The following is a 16693-nucleotide window of genomic DNA, read 5'->3' as shown; positions in this document are numbered from 1 at the left end:
GGCCGTCGAGCGAGGTGCAGCACGTTGTCGGACCCGAAGAACGAAGAGTCACCCGAGCAGACTTCGACGACCCCTTCTGTCGAGACACCGGACGAGAGTGCGGAAAACGAACCCCCTGTCGAGCCGGCGGCGACCGACGAAGCAGCCGCAGAAGAAGCGGTATCCGAGGATGCAGTGCCCCAGGATGCAGTGCCCGAGGATGCAGCGTCCCAGGATGCAGTGCCCGAGGATGCAGTGGGCGCGGCAACCGAGAAGGCCGACGAGCCGGCGGAGCAGGTCTCCGAGAAACCTGAGGAGCCGACCACCGATGCGGCGTCCTCGGGTGAGGACGCGAGCAGCGATGAGCCGGAACAGGCTGCAGACGAGAGCGTCACCACGGACGAGACCGTGGCGCTTCCCGTCGTCGAACCCGAGACCGTCGAGTCCCGCCCGACCCCCGAATCCACGCCCGCGCCCGATGTCACCTCCGCCGATGCGCCCACGGTGCAGATCCCGGTCCGCAGCCACGTGCCGAAGGCGCCGCCGCAGCGCATCGCTCCGCGCCGTGAGGAACCGACGGTTCAGCCCGAGCCCGTCCGCGTCGCCGTCCAGCCCACGCCCACGCGCATCCCGCCGGCCCGCGACAAGAGCCGCGGTCGTCGGCTGATCGCTGTCGGAGCAGCGGCCGTGCTGGTGGTCGTGGCGATCGTCGCGGCCGGCGTGATCGTGTTCCTGAAGGACCGCGCCGACAACTCCCCCGAGAGCCGGATCCGCGCGAGCATCGACACCTTCGTCGGAGCACTCGAATCGGGCGACCTGGGGACTCTGCGGGAGTCGACCTGCGGAGCGCTCTCCGACTTCTACGAGACGGTCGATCCGGAGAACTTCCGCGACATCCACCGGCTCGCCGTCGAACAGGGCGAGATCCCGGTGGTGACGAGCGTCGATCGCATCCAGATCACCGAGGGCACCGCCATCGCGCAGGTCACCGCGCACACGGTGAACGATCCCGACGATGTCACCGACCGCACCTTCGACCTCACGCTCGACGGTGAGCAGTGGAAGGTCTGCAGCGAATAACGGGACGACAGCGACCACGAGTGTGCAGAAGTCGTCGTTCGCCCTCGGCGTGTCGCGACGATTTCTGCACACCGTAGGGACGACGAAGGGCGCCGACGAGAACGTCGGCGCCCTTCTGGTATCGGTGGGGCCTTACTTGGCCGAGACCGAGCGTCCCGCCGACTTGAGGTCGTTGCAGGCCTCGATGACACGCTGCGTCATGGACGCCTCGGCCTTCTTGAGGTAGCTGCGCGGGTCGTAGGCCTTCTTGTTGCCGACCTCGCCGTCGATCTTGAGCACACCGTCGTAGTTGGTGAACATGTGTCCCGCGATCGGGCGGGTGAACGCGTACTGCGTGTCGGTGTCGACGTTCATCTTCACGACGCCGTAGCTCAGCGCCTCGTCGATCTCCGACTTCAGCGAGCCCGAACCGCCGTGGAAGACGAGGTCGAACGGCTTCGACCCCTCGGGCAGACCCAGCTTCTTCGACGCGGCGGCCTGGCCCTCGGCGAGGACGGACGGCTTGAGCTTGACGTTGCCCGGCTTGTAGACGCCGTGGACGTTGCCGAAGGTAGCGGCGAGCAGGTACTGGCCCTTGTCGGCGCCGAGCGCGTCGACGGTCTTCTCGAAGTCCTCGACCGTGGTGTAGAGCTTGTCGTTGATGGCGTTCTCGACGCCGTCCTCTTCACCGCCGACGACGCCGATCTCGATCTCGAGGATGATCTTCGCGGCCTTGGCGGCAGCGAGGAGTTCCTGCGCGATCTCGAGGTTCTCGTCGATCGGGATGGCCGAGCCGTCCCACATGTGCGACTGGAACAGCGGGTTCTGTCCGTTGTTCACGCGCTCCTGCGAGATCGCGATGAGCGGGCGGACGAAGCCGTCGAGCTTGTCCTTCGGGCAGTGGTCGGTGTGCAGAGCGATCGTCACGTCGTACTTCTCGGCGACGACGTGGGCGAACTCGGCGAGTGCCACGGCGCCGGTGACCATGTCCTTCACACCCAGGCCCGAGCCGAACTCGGCGCCACCGGTCGAGAACTGGATGATGCCGTCGCTGCCGGCGTCCGCAAAGCCCTTGATGGCGGCGTTGATCGTTTCGGACGACGTGCAGTTGATCGCCGGGAACGCGAAGGAGTGCTCCTTCGCGCGGGCGATCATCTCGGCGTAGACCTCGGGAGTCGCGATAGGCACAGCGGCTGTCCTCCAGATGAGAGTCGATCGGCACCCCACCGGGATGTGGTGGGTGCCCGGTTGTCCTTGCAGTATGTCAAGTGACACGTCCGTTCGATACTCGGGCCGTCCGGGGTGGGTGTCGGGATTCGGGGGGAGGTGGACGCCGCCGGTACCCTGGATCGCGTGACTGTGTTCGAAGCCTCGGAGTCCGTGACCAATCTGGCCCTGCTACCGGGGTTTCTGGATCCTGTCAATCTACTCAATTCGTTCGGTACCTGGATGCTCATCGGGTTGCTGCTCGTGGTGTTCATCGAATCCGGTCTGCTGTTCCCGCTGCTGCCCGGCGACTCGCTGCTGTTCACCGCGGGCCTGATCGCGGCGGCCAAGTCGGCGGAGGTCGAACCGTTCGCCCCGTTGTGGGTGCTGATGGTGACGATCCCCATCGCGGCGGTCCTCGGCGACCAGGTCGGCTATCTCATCGGCGCGAAGGGCGGAACCAGGCTGTTCAAGCCGGACTCGAAGCTCTTCAAGCAGGCCTACATCGACGAAGCGCACCGCTTCTTCCTGCGCCACGGACCCGCGATGATCTTCCTGGCACGTTTCGTGCCGATCGTGCGCACCTACGCCCCGCTCGTCGCGGGCGCCGCGAAGATGCCCTACCGCGTGTTCATCACCTACAACATCATCGGCGGCATCGTGTGGGGCGCCGGCGTGACGCTGCTCGGCTACCTGCTGGGACAGATCAGCTTCATCGCAGACAACATCGACATCATCTTCCTGGGCATCGTGTTCGTCTCGGTGATCCCGATCATCACGGAGGTCGGCAAGCGCGTGCTCAACTCGCGTCGTGCGGCCAAGAACGGTGAGGCGCCGGCCGCCGAGGCCGCGACGATGCCGATCAACCGCATCGAGAGCACGTAGGAACGAACCTGGCACCACAGAAGGTGGCTTCCGCCCGTCGAACGAACGGGTCGGAATCCACCTTCTTCCGTTTCAGGACCGCGAGGCCGCGACAGCGTAGGCCGCTTCCATGAGCATCCACCCGCCGAGCTGCACCGACATGTCGCGTTCGGCGACGGGCGACTCGCGGACGGTGCCGCCCGCGAACCGCGCGACCGAGGTGCCCAGGCCGGGTAGCCGCGCCTGCCGCGACCAGTCGCGGCCGAAGACCGGCAGCTCCTCGACCTGCAGCCGGTTCTCCCAGGCGGCCTCCGCCGACGCCAGCACGATCCGTGCCGCGACGTTGCGGGCGCGGATGTCGTCGCGGTCGACGACGGGCAGTGTCGTGGCGACCATCGCGAGGTAGCGGGCCAGGATCCCGTTGAACAGTCCCCCGTCGCCGCCTCCCCCGCCGGTGACGACGCTGCGCTCGGTGAGGTGATCGTCGACCGCGGCGACGAGCGCGTGGACCCTGCGGCGATGCCTGGAGTCGTCGAGTTGCAGGGCGAGCTCGGTCTCGAGGCCGAGCGTCACCCCCTGGCAGTAGCTGTAGATCGCGCGTTCGTGCACGCCATCACGGATGCCGTCCAGGACGAGACCCGTCTCGGGGTCGAGCAGCACGTCGTGGATCCAGTCGGCCATCTCCTCGGCGCGGTAGACCTTGCCGGTGCGGGCGAGCAGCAGCGCCGCCGGACCGTTCGCGGGGGCGTTGAAGAAGGTGTCCCGCCGGCGCCACGGGATGCCGCCGCCGCTCTCGGGTTGCCAGGCGTCGACGAGCTCGTCGACGAGGGTCGCGATCGCGCCGCGGTGGTCGACGTAGAGATGCCGTTCGGCCCGTTCGAGCGACAGACCGAGCCACGCCATGTCGTCGTAGTAGTTGTTGGTCCAGCCGGTGAGGTTGCGGATGCGGTGGGTGCGTGCGAGCCGCACGACACGGCGCCGGCGGCGCGGGGTGGCGTCGCGCTCGGCGGCGTCGACGGCGGCGTCGATCAGGTGCGCCTGCCACCAGTAGTGCCAGGAGAGGAACAGTCGCTCACGTCGGACGGCGGGCCATCCGACCACCCCGAGCGCGGTGCCGGGCAGTGCCCAGAGACGACGGATGTGCCGCGACACGATCGCACCCTCCGCGGCGTCGGCCCGCTCCGACCACCGGGCGGCCTCGACTCCGTCCGAACGCTGTCCTGCTGCGGTGTTCATCACCCTCCACACTGCCCGACCGGCGGCCGCCCCGACGACGGTCCGCGCGACTTTCATCCCGGATTGCGGGGCAGGTGTTACCAGGCGTCCGAGAAATCGGCGTGCTGCCGGATCCACGCGTGCATTGCGATCCCCGCGGCGACACCCGCGTTGATGGACCGCGTGGAGCCGAACTGGGCGATGGAGACCGTCATCGAGGCGACGTTGCGGGCCGCTTCGGTGACGCCGGGACCCTCCTGCCCGAACAGCAGCAGGCAGCGGCGCGGCAGGGTCGCCGTCTCCAACCGGACCGAGCCGGGGGTGTTGTCCACCGCGACGATCTCGAGGTCCTGTTCGGCCGCCCACGCGACGAGCGCGTCGACATCCGAGTGGTGGAGCAGGTGCTGGTAGCGGTCGGTGACCATCGCTCCGCGCCGATTCCATCGGCGTCGCCCGACGATGTGCACGGTGCCCACGGCGAACGCGTTGGCGGTGCGAACGACCGTCCCGATGTTCGCGTCGTGGGCGAAGTTCTCGATGGCGACGTGCAGCGGGTGCCGGCGACGGTCGATGTCCGCGACGATCGCCTCGCGGGTCCAGTAGCGGTAGGCGTCGACGACGTTGCGCCGGTCGCCGTGGGCGAGCAGCTCGGGGTCGTAGCGCGGGTCGGTGGGCGGCTCGGTGCCGAACTCCTCGATCCACGGTCCGACGCCGTGCGGGTGCTCACCCCATTCGGTGGGGCCCGCCACGTCCTCGACGGCCGGTTCGGAATGCGTGTCGGTCACCGTCAGAACGTCTCGTTCGAACCTGCTGCGACGCGGAAACCGTGGCCGGTGGCGTCGTTGGTGCAGGTCACGTCGGCTGCGGTGGTGGCGCACGTGTAGCCGAGCTGCGACAACGACGATCCCGGCGGCAGGACGGGGCTCGCCCCGTCGGGCGAGAGGTAGACCGGTCCGCCCGAGCACACGAACTCGCCTTCTCCGGAGTCCTGTACGCGGATGCCGAGTCCCCAGTTGACCATGCAGTCCTCGGGGCGCGGCGGGATCGGATCGGTCGGTCCTTCGCAGCCCGCCTCGGTGCGGGTGGGCAGCCGGACGATGCCGCATTCGAAGGTGCCGTCGGGGCTGCTGAAGTAGTACGACTCGTTGCGCTGGTACTCGACCTGCGCGAGCGGAGCCGGTTCCTCCGGGGAGGTCTCCGGCTCGGGAGCTGGTTCGGTCGTCGACGGGGTCGCCTCCTCGGTGGTGCTCGCAGCGACCGTCGTGGAGGGGGTCGTCGAGGCAGCCGCGGAGGTCGTCGTCGACGTCGCTCCGGAGTCGGCCTCCGGCCCGTCCGCGGAGCCTCCGCATCCTGCGACGAACAGTGCCACACCCGCGACGACTGCGACCGGCCACATCCGAATTCTCACGCAACACCCTTCCCGACGACGTGCGGGTGTCACTCTATCGAGCGGCGTCAGTGGCCGGTCAGGCGCCGGTTCACCAGGCGATTCATCCATCCGGGCGACACCTGGGCGAGCGTGGCGAGCACGGTCGCCTGCCGGCCCACGGGCCGATGCACCCGTCCCGAGCGCCGCGTGAGACGAGTCGCGTCGAACACCGCGCGGGCGACGTCGTCGGCGCCGAGGTTCACGCCCAGGGAGCGTCGCGAGCCGATGTCCATCCCGTCGACCATGTTCGTGTCGACGAACAGCGGCCACAACGCCTGCACCTTGATGTCATGGCGGGCCCACTCGAGTTCGAGTGCTTCGGTCAGGCCGCGCACCGCGAACTTGGTGGCGCTGTAGGTGGCGAGCTCGGGCTGTCCGTAGAGCGCCGACGCCGAGCACATGTTCACGATGTGCGCGCCGGGGGTGTCGCGGAGATACGGGAAGGCCGCGTGGCAGCCGAGGACGACACCGGTGACGTTGACGTCGACGAGCTGCCGGTGCCGGCTCGCCGGGGTGTCCTCGAACGGCCCGGACGACAGCAGCCCGGCGTTGTTGACGAGGACGTCGAGCCGGCCGTCGGTGCAGAACTCCTCGAGTACGCGGGTCCACGCGGAGGTGTCGGTGACGTCGAGGGCACCGGTGGCGATCTGCCCCGCGGTGACCGAGGCGCCCTCCTCGGCGAGGCTCGCGAGCCCCGCGGTGTCGATGTCGAAGGCGCCGACGCGGTAACCGTGACGGGCGAAGAACAGAGCTGTGGAGCGGCCGATACCGGCGGCGGCTCCGGTGATCACCACGCTGGGAGCAGACATGGCATCACCCTAGTCACGGACGGGAGCCGACGGCGCACAGCGGGGATAGGCTGGGATCGGAGGAGCTGTGAATCGTCGTATCGTTGCCACCGTCGCGTTCATCACCGTGGGATATGTCGTCGTTCTCGCGTTGTGGATGCACCTGTTCCTGCCGATCTCCGAACCCGGCACCGAGGGCTTCCAGGTGGTCTTCCTCGTCTGCCTGTACGGCACCGTGCTCGGTCTGTCGATGGCGCTCGCGGGTCGCCGCTCGAAGGTCATGCGCCGTATCGAACGCGAAGGGTACGAGGGATGGGCGACCATCCGTTCCGCGACCCCGCTCGATCTGACCTCGACCGGTCAGCTGACCCGGCTCGATCTCGAGCTCACGGTGCCCGGCTCGGAGTCCTATCGCGGCACGGTCGTCTACGAGGTCGACCGTCGCAACCTGCAGCGCTACGCGCCCGGGGAGGTCGTGAGCATCTGGGTGGACCCGCTCGACCGCGACCGGATCGTCCTCTATCCCTGACTGTTCCGGCTCGTGAGAGCAAGGAGCCCTTCCACGAGCAACAGCTGGGCCACGGTGTAGGTGGCGAGCACGAACCCTTCCGCTGCCGCGCGCATCTTCTCGTCCTTCAGCAGGGTGCGGCGCACCACGATCGATCCGTCGGACAGCGTGAAGATCAGGCCGCCGAGACCGAGCCGACTACGCCTGTCGGCACCCGGCACGGCCAGCCCTGCGCGCACTCGCGCACCGGGTGCGAGGGCGGGGTCTCCGGCAAGGATCGCAGTGGTGGCGAGCAGGGCGCCGTATCCGGTCAGCGGCGCGGCCACCGAGCGGTTGCGGACGGCGAGCAGACCGGCCGCACCGGCCAGGGCACCGGCACGCTGCACCGCGACCGGCTTCGACACCCGCGCACCGCGCCGGACGAGGATGCTCGAGTAGGCGGTCTGCATGACACCGAAACAGGCTGCACCGCTCAGGATCCGGCGGTCCTCGTCGGAGCGGATCATGGCGATGTCACCGAGGGTGGCGGCTGCGAGACCTGCGACAAGCAGGGCGGTGTCGGCGCGATCGGTGTCGCGGGAGCGGCGCAGCACCCGCACGGCGAGCGCGGGTGCGATGAGCGGTTTGGCGATCTGCTGCAACTTCTCGTTCCCCGACACTCCCCCGACGACGGTGGCGGCCGACGCCGCCGCGAACACCGCGTGCTCGACGCCCCACCTCTTGCGACTGAACCAACCCATGCGCGCACAGTACCCGGCTGCATCGATCGTCCCGCAAGCTTCAGCAGCGGCGCGCACCGCCGGACGCCGTGGCGCGCAGGAAGGTCGGCGCCGGCAGGTCGCGCTGCACAGCGGCGTCGGCGACGGCCTTCCGCACCGAGTCCACGCGGTCGTCCTCGCACAGCGCGATCGCCGACCCGCCGAAACCGCCGCCCACCATCCGGGCGCCGAGTGCACCGGCAGCGACGGCCGCGTCGACTGCGGTGTCGAGTTCGAGGCAGCTGACCTCGAAGTCGTCGCGCAACGAGCGGTGCGACGCATCGAGCAATGGTCCGAGATCCCGGATCCGCCCTGCCCGCAGCAACGCCGCAGCCTTCTGAACGCGGGCGATCTCGTCGATCACGTGCCGGGCGCGGCGACGTAGGACGGGATCGTCGATCAGGTCCGCCGACGAGGCGTCGCGCAAGCTCTCCACGCCGAGGAACCGGGTGGCGTCTTCGACCTCACGGCGACGCTGTCCGTACTGTCCGTCGGCGAGCTCGTGCCCGGTCCCGGTGTCGACGACCAGCACGGTCAGCCCGCGGGCTTCCGCGTCGAACGGGATGTGTTCGCTGCTGCCATCGGCGAAGTCGAGGAGCAGCGCGTGGCCCGGACGTGCGTGGAGGGCGATCCGCTGGTCGAGCCCACCGGTGGGGGCACCGGCGTAATCGTTCTCCGCGCGCACACACGCCGCGGCGAGTCGATCACGGCCGTCGTCGCCGAGGGGCAGCCCGCACAGGTCGGCGAGCGCCACCGCGACCGACGTCTCGAGCGCCGCGGACGACGAGAGTCCCGCTCCGACGGGCACGTCCGACGCGACCGCGATGTCCGCACCGGTCAATCCCGGCGGGTCGAGCGTCCAGATCACGCCGGCGACGTAGGCGGCCCAACCGTCGACGTGCCGGTCGCGCAGATCCAGGTCGACGCCGTCGAAACCGGAACTGCGCACGCGCAGTACATGATCGGAGCGCCGACGCACCGCGACGACGGTGATCTGCGGGATCGCCATCGGCAGACACAGACCCCCGGCGTAGTCGACGTGCTCGCCGATGAGATTGACGCGCCCGGGGGCGCACCAGCAGCCCTCGGGTTCGGTGCCGAACTCGGTCGCGAACAGTGCGCGTGCGGTCTCTGCGAGCGTCATGGCGCCACCTCACGCAGGCGTTCGGCGATCCGTTCGGGGGTGGTGTCGCTGATCCACGCGCCCATCGCGGATTCGGACCCTGCGAGATATTTCAGCTTGTCCGGGGCCCGCCGCAACGAGAAGATCTGGCAGAACAGCCGCATGTCCCCGCGAGGTGCACCGACCGGCGCCTGGTGCCAGGCAGCGATGTAGGGGGCGCGGTCGACGCCGGGGAAGAACCGGTCGACGCGGCCGAGAAGGTCGCGCTGGACGGCGGCGAGTTCGTCGCGTTCGTGTTCGTCGAGGGCGGCGAGATCCGGGATGTCGCGGTGCGGGACGAGGTGCACCTCGACGGGCCAGCGTGCCGCGGCGGGGACATAGGCCGACCACGCGTCGCCGGAGACCACCAGTCGGGTGCCCGCGCGTCGTTCGGCGTCGAGGATGGCGCCCTGCAGCGACCTGCCGGTCCGCTGCCGATACTCACGGGCGCGGTCGAGCAGGGCGCGTGAGCGCGGTGGGACGAACGGGTAGGCGTAGATCTGCCCGTGTGGATGTTGCAGTGTCACACCGATTTCCACGCCGCGATTCTCGAAGCAGAAGACCTGCTCGACATCCGGTTGCTTCGACAGCGCGGCGGTGCGGGCGGCGAGCGCATCGATGACGGTGCGCGCCCGCGGCACGGAGAGGTCGGCGAATCGGGCGTCGTGGTCGGGGGTGAACGCGACGACCTCGCAGCGGCCGGTCGCCGGTCGTCGCGGCCACAGACCTTCATCGTCGACGAGATCCTCACCGGCCGACGGCGCCCCGAGCGACGGAAAACGGTTCTCGAACACGACGACGTCGTAGTCGTCGGCCGGGATCTCGGTACACACGTCCGCCCTGCTCGGGCACAGCGGGCAGTCGACGGCCGACGGCAGGAAGGTGCGGTCCATGCGGTGGGCCGCGAAGGTGACCCACTCCCCCGTCAGCGGGTCGCCGCGCATCTCGGAGGTCGCCGCGACCGGCGGCAGGTCGCGGCGGTCGCGGAGGTCGCGGGTCGCGGCACCGGAGACGAACGGCTCGGTGTCGTCGAAATAGATCAGTTCCCGGCCGTCCGCGAGATGCGTGACGGTCTGCCGGACCCGCGCCCCCACGCGGCTACTTGTCGTCCAGACCCAGGTCGGCGAGGCCGAGCAGGGAACGGTACTCGACGCCCTCGGCGGCGATGACCTCGTCGGCGCCGGTCGCGCGGTCGACGACGGTCGCGACACCCACGACGATCGCGCCGGCATCGCGCAGCGCCTTGACGGCGGTGAGCGGCGAGTTGCCGGTGGTGGTGGTGTCCTCGACGACGAGCACGCGCTTGCCGGTGACGTCCGGTCCCTCGATCTGCCGCTGCATGCCGTGGGCCTTGGCGGCCTTGCGGACGACGAAGGCGTCGATGGGCCGGCCGGGGGCGTGCATGACGGCGAGGGCGACGGGGTCGGCACCCATGGTCAGGCCTCCGACGGCGTCGAAGTCCCAGTCGGAGACGAGTTCGCGCAGGAGCGTGCCGATGAGCGGGCCGGCCTTGTGGTGCAAGGTCGCGCGGCGCAGGTCGACGTAGTAGTCGGCTTCCTTACCGGACGACAGGGTCACGCGGCCGTGTACCACCGCCAGCTCGCGTACCAGTGCTGCCAGTTCGTCGCGGTCACTCATTGCGTCCTCACCCGTCGTTCGGCGGCGCGACGCCGGTGCGGTCGCGCTCGTGTCGGGGAACGAGCCTAGTCGCTGCGGGTCGCAGGTCAGGCAGCGACGGTGTCGGAGGTCGCCTCGGACTCCGACCGGACGTCGTTCTCGACAACCTCCGCATCGACGGTCTCGTGCCTGCGGGCCGGCTCGGATGCGGCGACGGGCGCGGGCGCCTCGAACAGCACGACAGGTCCGACGGCCGCGAGCTTCGCGAACAGCGAGGTGGGGAATCCGCCGACCGCGGTGTTCAGTGCGCCACCGAGGTCGTTGTGTACGCGGACGGCTCCGGCGATGCGCTGCTCGCGGGTCTGCAGTTCCCGGGCGACCCGGATGAACGGCCAGTGGTTGACCCCTCCGAGTCCACCGATCAGCTCGTGGAGCGTCGCCGACAGCGCGTTCTCCGCACCGGCGCGTTCGGTGAGACCCAGGCGCTGGTCGCGCACACCGATGGCGAGCGAGCGGGCGCCGACGACGGGCCGGATGCGCTCACGTTCTACACCGGCGCCGGCCGACGCCGCGATGAGCGCGGGCACGAGATCGTAGCGGTCGTCGAGTTCGTGGAGGAGCAGGCGCAGGCTCTCCCGGTGGCGTTGCTGCAACGTCCGAAGACGGCGCACGCCTGCACGCAACCACAGCACCACCGCAACCACGACAGCAACACAGAGCACCACAGCCACAGACGTCACGCGCAGAAATGTACCGAGCGCACGAATCGCGTCGAAGACTGCACCCGGCGTGTCCTGCGCGGTGTATCCGTACCGTGATCTGGCAACGCCCGCCGTCAGTTCGTCCGTGGCGATCGGGTGCTGTCGCGGCCGCAGCCGATCAGGTCCGGCCGCGACCGTTGCCGAAGGTGTTGGTCAGCTTCCGCACGAGGTTCTGCGGCACCAGTCGTCCCGCCGTGGCGAGCACCTTGTACTGCAGCCCCGGAATGCTGCGGACCTTGCCCTTGTCGAGGTCGGCGAGCGAAGTGCGCACCACCTCGTCGACGTCGAGCCACATCAGGTTCGGGGTGGACGACATGTCGATCCCGGCACGCTGATGGAACTCGGTGCGCACGAAGCCGGGGCACAGTGCCTGCACCCGCACGCCCGTGCCGGCGAGACCACCGGCCAGCCCTTCGGTGAACGACACGACATAGGCCTTGCTGCCGGAGTAGGTGGAACCGCGACCGGGCAGCAGACCGGCCACGCTCGCGACGTTGACGATGTCGCCCCTGCCCGCCTCGATCATCGACGGGAGCGCGGCGCGGGTGAACGCGACGACCGAGGTGACGTTGACGTCGAGCTGCGCCTGCAGCAGGCCCGGATCGGCGGTCCAGAACTCGCCGGTCGTGCCGAAGCCGGCGTTGTTGACGAGCATCTCGACACCGCGACCGAGGCGTTCGACGACGAGATCGCGACCGTCGACGGCCGCCAGATCGGCGACGATGATCTCCGATGCCGCCCCGAACTTCTGCTTCAGCTCGGCGGCGAGTTCGTCGAGGGCGGGACGGGTGCGGGCGACGAGCACGAGGTCGTAACCGCGACTCGCGAGGGTGCGGGCGAAACCCGCACCGATTCCCGAGGTGGGTCCGGTCACGAGCGCGACGGGGCGGACGGAAGTCATGGCCGCCACACTAACGACACGCGACGCGCGCGACCACCTCCCGAGGATCTACCTCAGTGACAATTCTCGGCGTTCCGCCTCAGTGACAATTCTCGGCGTTCCGCCTCAGTGACGGGCGGAGGGCCGGCCCGGATCCTGCGAACCCCGGTCCAGTTCCTCGGGTTCCACGACGGGCGGCAGCACGTGGAGGATGCCCGACAAACGCGCGACGGTCTCGATGGCCGAGTCCCATTCGCGTCCGGAGCTGCCGACGGGGATCGAGCCGAGCGTCCACTCGCCTTCGCTCCACAGCATCTGTACGTGGTCGGGGATGGACTCGGTGAACGCGACCATCCGCTGGTCGCACACGCGTCGCGCGATCTCGAGGTCGGTGGCGAAGACGATGCGCGGGCCGATCGAACCGAGCAGGTTCATGTCGGGGTCCTTCGGCGGCGGCGTCGACTTGAGCCGCAGATCGATGTCGACGTCGGAGCCGACCTTGCGCCGGACCGCGATGATCGTCGCGGTCTCCTCGATGTCGAACAGGACGAACTCCTCGCCGCGGCGAACCCCACGGACGATGTCGATCGCGCCGAGATATTCCTGCTTGGCGAGCGCCGCGCGGTGCCAGGTGGACGGCAGGTGGTCCTCGGCGGAGGTGTACTTGTAGCCCTGCGCTTTGGCCCAGATCTCCCGGATACGACCCGACTGTTCTCGCCGCGTCCGGTCGACGTAGAGCAGCGCGACCGCACCCAGCAGTGCGACCGCGGCCAGAGAGAACCACATGGCAGTCATCGTCGAGTCAGCCTAGCGGGTCAGCGGCCCGAACCACCGAAGGATGGGAGGGACGCGCTGACGACGGTCTCGGCGGTCATCCGTCCCTGCTCGACGGCACTGCCGGTCGCCACGGCGGTCGCTCCGACCTCGAGGCTGTCGGCGGTGTCGCCGGTCAGGGTGATGATCTCGGTGTCGGGGGTGAGGACGACGGTGACCGTCGAACCACCGATGACGCCGAGGGTGATGCTGCCGCCGTCGTTAGCGGTGATCGTGCCCACGACCGCGCCCGCGTCGCCCATGACCTCGCCGAGTCCGCCGGGGATCCGGTCGAGCGGCAGTCCCGGTGTGGTCGGTTCGGGTGCCGGCGGGAGAGTCGCCGTCGGCGGGGGCGCGACGGTGGCCGGGGCGCGATCCGACGCGACCCGCGAGGTGGAGTCGTCGGGCCGGCTGAGCAGGAACCCGATGGTGCCGCCGAGCGCGATGAGGACCACCGCGGCGAGCGTGATCAGTCCCCAGCGCGGGCCGCGCGGCTTCCCGGCATCCGTGCCGGGCGCCGGACCCGTGGGTGGCTGCCCGGGGATTCCGTGTCCCCGCGTTCCCGGTCCCGGGTTCATCGCCGTCTGCGGGTTACCGGGGTCGTATCCGGGGAGCACCTGTGTGGGCTGATAGCCGCGCGGGGGCGGGTAGCCCGGCTGAGGCGGATACGGCTGTTGCGACGGAGGACCCTGTTGCGACGGAGGACCCTGCGGGGAGGGATAGGCCTGAGTGGGCTGGTACTCGCTCCCCTGCGCGCCCCACTGCTCGTAGCGGGTGTACGCGACCGTCGGGTTGGTGACCGGCCGCCCGTACGCCTCGGTCGCGTCGTCGGTGTGCAGCACGCGGGTCGCGTCGGGGTCCGTCCCGTTCGACGACTCGTCGAGTGCGTAGGCCCGTTCCTGCGGGGTGCGCGGATCCTGGGGATTCTTCATAGCGCCTTCCAGAGTAGGCGCGCGCGGCCCCGGCAGCTCCTGCCACCGAGGCCGCGCACGGGCGCCGTCAGGCGCTGATCACGAGGTGGTCGCCGTCCTCGCTGACGCCCACGTGGACGGTGTCTCCGTCCTTGATCTCACCGGCGAGCAGCTTCTTGGCGAGCTGGTCGCCGACCGCCTGCTGTATCAGGCGGCGCAACGGACGTGCACCGTACTGCGGGTCGTAGCCGCGCACCGCCAGCCAGAACCGCGCGGTGCTCGAGACGTCCAGTGTCAGTCGCCGCGCCGACATGCGGTCGGCGAACTGGTCGAGCTGGATGTCGACGATCTTCTCTAGCTGCTCCTCCGAGAGCGGGTCGAAGATCACGACGTCGTCGAGCCGGTTGATGAACTCCGGCTTGAACGCCGCCCGCACCGCCGCCATGATGTGCTCCCGATCGCCACCCGCACCGAGGTTCGATGTGAGGATCAGGATGGTGTTGCGGAAGTCGACCGTGCGGCCCTGGCCGTCGGTGAGACGACCGTCGTCGAGCACCTGCAGCAGCGTGTCGAAGACGTCCGGGTGTGCCTTCTCGACCTCGTCGAACAGCACCACCGTGTAGGGGCGACGCCGCACGGCCTCGGTCAGCTGACCGCCGGCCTCATAGCCGACGTAGCCCGGAGGCGCACCGACGAGGCGTGCCACCGAGTGCTTCTCGCTGTACTCGGACATGTCGATCCGCACCATGGCGCGTTCGTCGTCGAACAGGAAGTCGGCGAGCGCCTTCGCCAGCTCCGTCTTGCCGACACCGGTCGGGCCGAGGAACAGGAAGGACCCCGTCGGACGGTTCGGGTCGGCGACACCGGCACGTGCACGACGCACCGCGTCGGAGACGGCCTGCACCGCGACGTCCTGGCCGACGACCCGCTTGCGCAGTTCGTCCTCCATCCGCAGCAACTTGGAGGTCTCGCCCTCGAGCATGCGGCCGGCGGGGATGCCGGTCCATGCCGCGACGACGTCGGCGACGTCGTCCGGGCCGACCTCCTCCTTGAGCATCAGGTCGCCACCGGCGGTGGTACCCGACGCGGCGGCTGCCGCCTCGAGCTTCTTCTCCAGCTCGGGGATGCGGCCGTAGCGCAGCTCGGCGGCCTTGCCGAGGTCGCCGTCGCGTTCGGCGCGTTCTTCCTCACCGCGCAGGGATTCGAGCTGTTCCTTGATCTCCCGGACGGAGTCGATCGCGGTCTTCTCGTTCTGCCAGCGCGTGGTGAGCTGGTTGAGCTTCTCCCGCTCGTCGGCGAGTTCGGCGCGCAGCTTCTCGAGGCGTTCCTTCGAGGCCTCGTCGCTCTCCTTCTGCAACGCCATCTCCTCGATCTCGAGGCGACGGACGACGCGTTCGACGGTGTCGATCTCCTCGGGACGCGAGTCGATCTCCATCCGCAGGCGCGAGGCTGCCTCGTCGACGAGGTCGATCGCCTTGTCGGGTAGGAAGCGCGAGGTGATGTACCGGTCGGACAGCGTCGCCGCCGCGACGAGCGCGGAGTCGGTGATGCGCACGCCGTGGTGCACCTCGTAGCGCTCCTTGAGGCCGCGCAGGATGCCGACGGTGTCCTCGACACTCGGCTCCCCCACCAGGACCTGCTGGAAACGACGTTCGAGGGCCGCGTCCTTCTCGATGTACTTGCGGTACTCGTCGAGGGTCGTGGCACCGACCAGCCGCAGCTCACCGCGGGCGAGCATCGGCTTGATCATGTTGCCGGCGTCCATCGCCGACTCGCCGGTCGCGCCGGCGCCGACGATGGTGTGGAGCTCGTCGATGAAGGTGATGATCTGCCCGGCCGATTCCTTGATCTCGTCGAGCACGGCCTTGAGGCGTTCCTCGAACTCGCCGCGGTACTTCGCGCCCGCGACCATCGAGCCGAGGTCGAGCGAGATGACGGTCTTGCCGCGCAGCGACTCGGGCACGTCCCCGGCGACGATGCGCTGGGCGAGGCCCTCGACGATGGCGGTCTTACCGACGCCTGGCTCACCGATGAGGACCGGGTTGTTCTTGGTCCTGCGGGAGAGCACCTGGACGACACGGCGGATCTCGTTGTCGCGACCGATGACCGGGTCGAGCTTGCCTTCACGCGCCCGCGCCGTCAGATCGGTGGAGTACTTCTCCAGGGCCTGATAGCTGGCCTCGGGATCGGCGGAGGTCACGCGGCGGTTGCCGCGGACGGTCGTGAAGGCGTCGCGCAGGGCGGCCGGCGTTGCGCCGTGCCCGGCGAGGAGCTTCGCGACATCGGAGTCGCCACCGGCGAGGCCGACGAGGACGTGCTCGGTGGAGACGAATTCGTCGGTGAGTTCGGTGGCGAGTTTCTGTGCCGCGGTCATGGCCGCGATCGCCTCACGCCCGAGCTGTGGTGTGGTGGTCGCCCCGCTGGTCTGCGGAAGACGACGGACGAGGTCCTCGGCTTCCCTGCGCACCGCGGCCGGGTCGACGCCCACCGCTTCGAGCAGCGGGCCGGCGATGCCGTCGGTCTGGTCGAGCAGTGCCACGAGCAGGTGTGCCGGACGGATCTCCGGGTTGCCCGCAGCGGACGCCGACTGAAGTGCAGCGGTGAGTGCGGCCTGGGTCTTGGTCGTCGGATTGAACGAGTCCACTGCGCGCCCCTTTCTTTCTCGGTGCACCCCACGCGCAGGCGAGTGCCCCATGTCGATTCTGCAGCCGATTCCCTGCCTCGGGCAGGTCTCGGTGATGTC

At 69.3% G+C, this 16693-nt stretch carries 17 protein-coding genes; 3 read left to right on the top strand and 14 right to left on the bottom strand.

Annotation, left to right across the window (positions count from 1 at the left end; translation table 11 throughout):
• The first annotated feature begins 219 nt into the window (after positions 1 to 219).
• Positions 220 to 1059, top strand: coding sequence for an Rv0361 family membrane protein (locus tag AC6CID_RS12590; protein ID WP_248846267.1), 840 nt, complete (start codon positions 220 to 222; stop codon positions 1057 to 1059).
• A gap of 132 nt (positions 1060 to 1191) precedes the next feature.
• On the opposite strand, the gene fbaA is transcribed toward AC6CID_RS12590, so the two are convergent.
• Positions 1192 to 2226, bottom strand: coding sequence for a class II fructose-bisphosphate aldolase (gene fbaA / locus AC6CID_RS12585; RefSeq protein ID WP_006552988.1), 1035 nt, complete (start codon positions 2224 to 2226; stop codon positions 1192 to 1194).
• A gap of 165 nt (positions 2227 to 2391) precedes the next feature.
• Between fbaA and AC6CID_RS12580 the strand changes: the two genes are divergently transcribed.
• Complete coding sequence (locus tag AC6CID_RS12580) at positions 2392 to 3129, top strand: VTT domain-containing protein (protein ID WP_024101889.1); 738 nt, start codon at positions 2392 to 2394, stop codon at positions 3127 to 3129.
• A gap of 72 nt (positions 3130 to 3201) precedes the next feature.
• Here AC6CID_RS12580 and AC6CID_RS12575 read toward each other — a convergent pair whose 3' ends face one another.
• From AC6CID_RS12575 to AC6CID_RS12560, 4 genes are all read right to left on the bottom strand, one after another.
• Positions 3202 to 4344, bottom strand: coding sequence for a glycoside hydrolase family 76 protein (locus AC6CID_RS12575; protein ID WP_498354028.1), 1143 nt, complete (start codon positions 4342 to 4344; stop codon positions 3202 to 3204).
• Between the two features lie 77 nt (positions 4345 to 4421).
• Positions 4422 to 5108 (bottom strand): TrmH family RNA methyltransferase, encoded by a 687-nt coding sequence (locus tag AC6CID_RS12570; RefSeq protein ID WP_019291047.1) that lies wholly within the window; start codon positions 5106 to 5108, stop codon positions 4422 to 4424.
• A gap of 2 nt (positions 5109 to 5110) precedes the next feature.
• Positions 5111 to 5719 (bottom strand): hypothetical protein, encoded by a 609-nt coding sequence (locus AC6CID_RS12565; protein ID WP_019291046.1) that lies wholly within the window; start codon positions 5717 to 5719, stop codon positions 5111 to 5113.
• Between the two features lie 59 nt (positions 5720 to 5778).
• Complete coding sequence (locus AC6CID_RS12560) at positions 5779 to 6561, bottom strand: SDR family oxidoreductase (protein WP_064061267.1); 783 nt, start codon at positions 6559 to 6561, stop codon at positions 5779 to 5781.
• Positions 6562 to 6628: 67 nt separating this feature from the next.
• Between AC6CID_RS12560 and AC6CID_RS12555 the strand changes: the two genes are divergently transcribed.
• The gene (locus AC6CID_RS12555) at positions 6629 to 7069 is read left to right on the top strand and encodes a hypothetical protein (RefSeq protein ID WP_094980097.1); all 441 of its coding nucleotides are present in this window, start codon (positions 6629 to 6631) and stop codon (positions 7067 to 7069) included.
• On the opposite strand, the gene AC6CID_RS12550 is transcribed toward AC6CID_RS12555, so the two are convergent.
• The 9 genes from AC6CID_RS12550 to clpB form a co-directional block, all read right to left on the bottom strand.
• A complete protein-coding gene (locus AC6CID_RS12550) occupies positions 7060 to 7788 on the bottom strand; it encodes a lysoplasmalogenase family protein (protein ID WP_019291043.1) in 729 nt (242 codons plus the stop codon). The two genes, AC6CID_RS12555 and AC6CID_RS12550, sit on opposite strands and share 10 nt — an antisense overlap.
• Before the next feature lie 40 nt (positions 7789 to 7828).
• Complete coding sequence (gene galK, locus AC6CID_RS12545; protein ID WP_019291042.1) at positions 7829 to 8950, bottom strand: galactokinase; 1122 nt, start codon at positions 8948 to 8950, stop codon at positions 7829 to 7831.
• On the bottom strand, positions 8947 to 10062 hold the full coding sequence (gene galT, locus AC6CID_RS12540; RefSeq protein ID WP_006552998.1) for a galactose-1-phosphate uridylyltransferase: 1116 nt from the start codon (positions 10060 to 10062) through the stop codon (positions 8947 to 8949). Before galT ends, galK begins: the two co-directional genes overlap by 4 nt.
• Positions 10063 to 10066: 4 nt before the next feature.
• Positions 10067 to 10606: an orotate phosphoribosyltransferase gene (gene pyrE, locus AC6CID_RS12535; protein WP_006552999.1), complete on the bottom strand. Its 540-nt coding sequence runs from the start codon at positions 10604 to 10606 to the stop codon at positions 10067 to 10069.
• An 86-nt stretch (positions 10607 to 10692) separates the two neighbouring features.
• Positions 10693 to 11280 (bottom strand): LemA family protein, encoded by a 588-nt coding sequence (locus AC6CID_RS12530; protein ID WP_019291040.1) that lies wholly within the window; start codon positions 11278 to 11280, stop codon positions 10693 to 10695.
• Between the two features lie 184 nt (positions 11281 to 11464).
• Positions 11465 to 12247: an SDR family NAD(P)-dependent oxidoreductase gene (locus AC6CID_RS12525; RefSeq protein WP_019291039.1), complete on the bottom strand. Its 783-nt coding sequence runs from the start codon at positions 12245 to 12247 to the stop codon at positions 11465 to 11467.
• Positions 12248 to 12352: 105 nt separating this feature from the next.
• Positions 12353 to 13012, bottom strand: a complete 660-nt coding sequence (locus AC6CID_RS12520; protein ID WP_006553002.1) for a TtfA family protein — start codon at positions 13010 to 13012, stop codon at positions 12353 to 12355.
• Positions 13013 to 13041: 29 nt separating this feature from the next.
• Positions 13042 to 13971, bottom strand: a complete 930-nt coding sequence (locus AC6CID_RS12515; RefSeq protein WP_498354027.1) for a hypothetical protein — start codon at positions 13969 to 13971, stop codon at positions 13042 to 13044.
• A gap of 67 nt (positions 13972 to 14038) precedes the next feature.
• Positions 14039 to 16594: an ATP-dependent chaperone ClpB gene (gene clpB, locus AC6CID_RS12510; protein WP_039585568.1), complete on the bottom strand. Its 2556-nt coding sequence runs from the start codon at positions 16592 to 16594 to the stop codon at positions 14039 to 14041.
• Positions 16595 to 16693 lie beyond the last annotated feature (99 nt).

It is taken from the genome of Rhodococcus sp. GQ147 (assembly GCF_059759155.1).
Note: the sequence above shows the minus strand (reverse complement) of the source record. Positions and strands in the feature narration are given on the sequence as shown.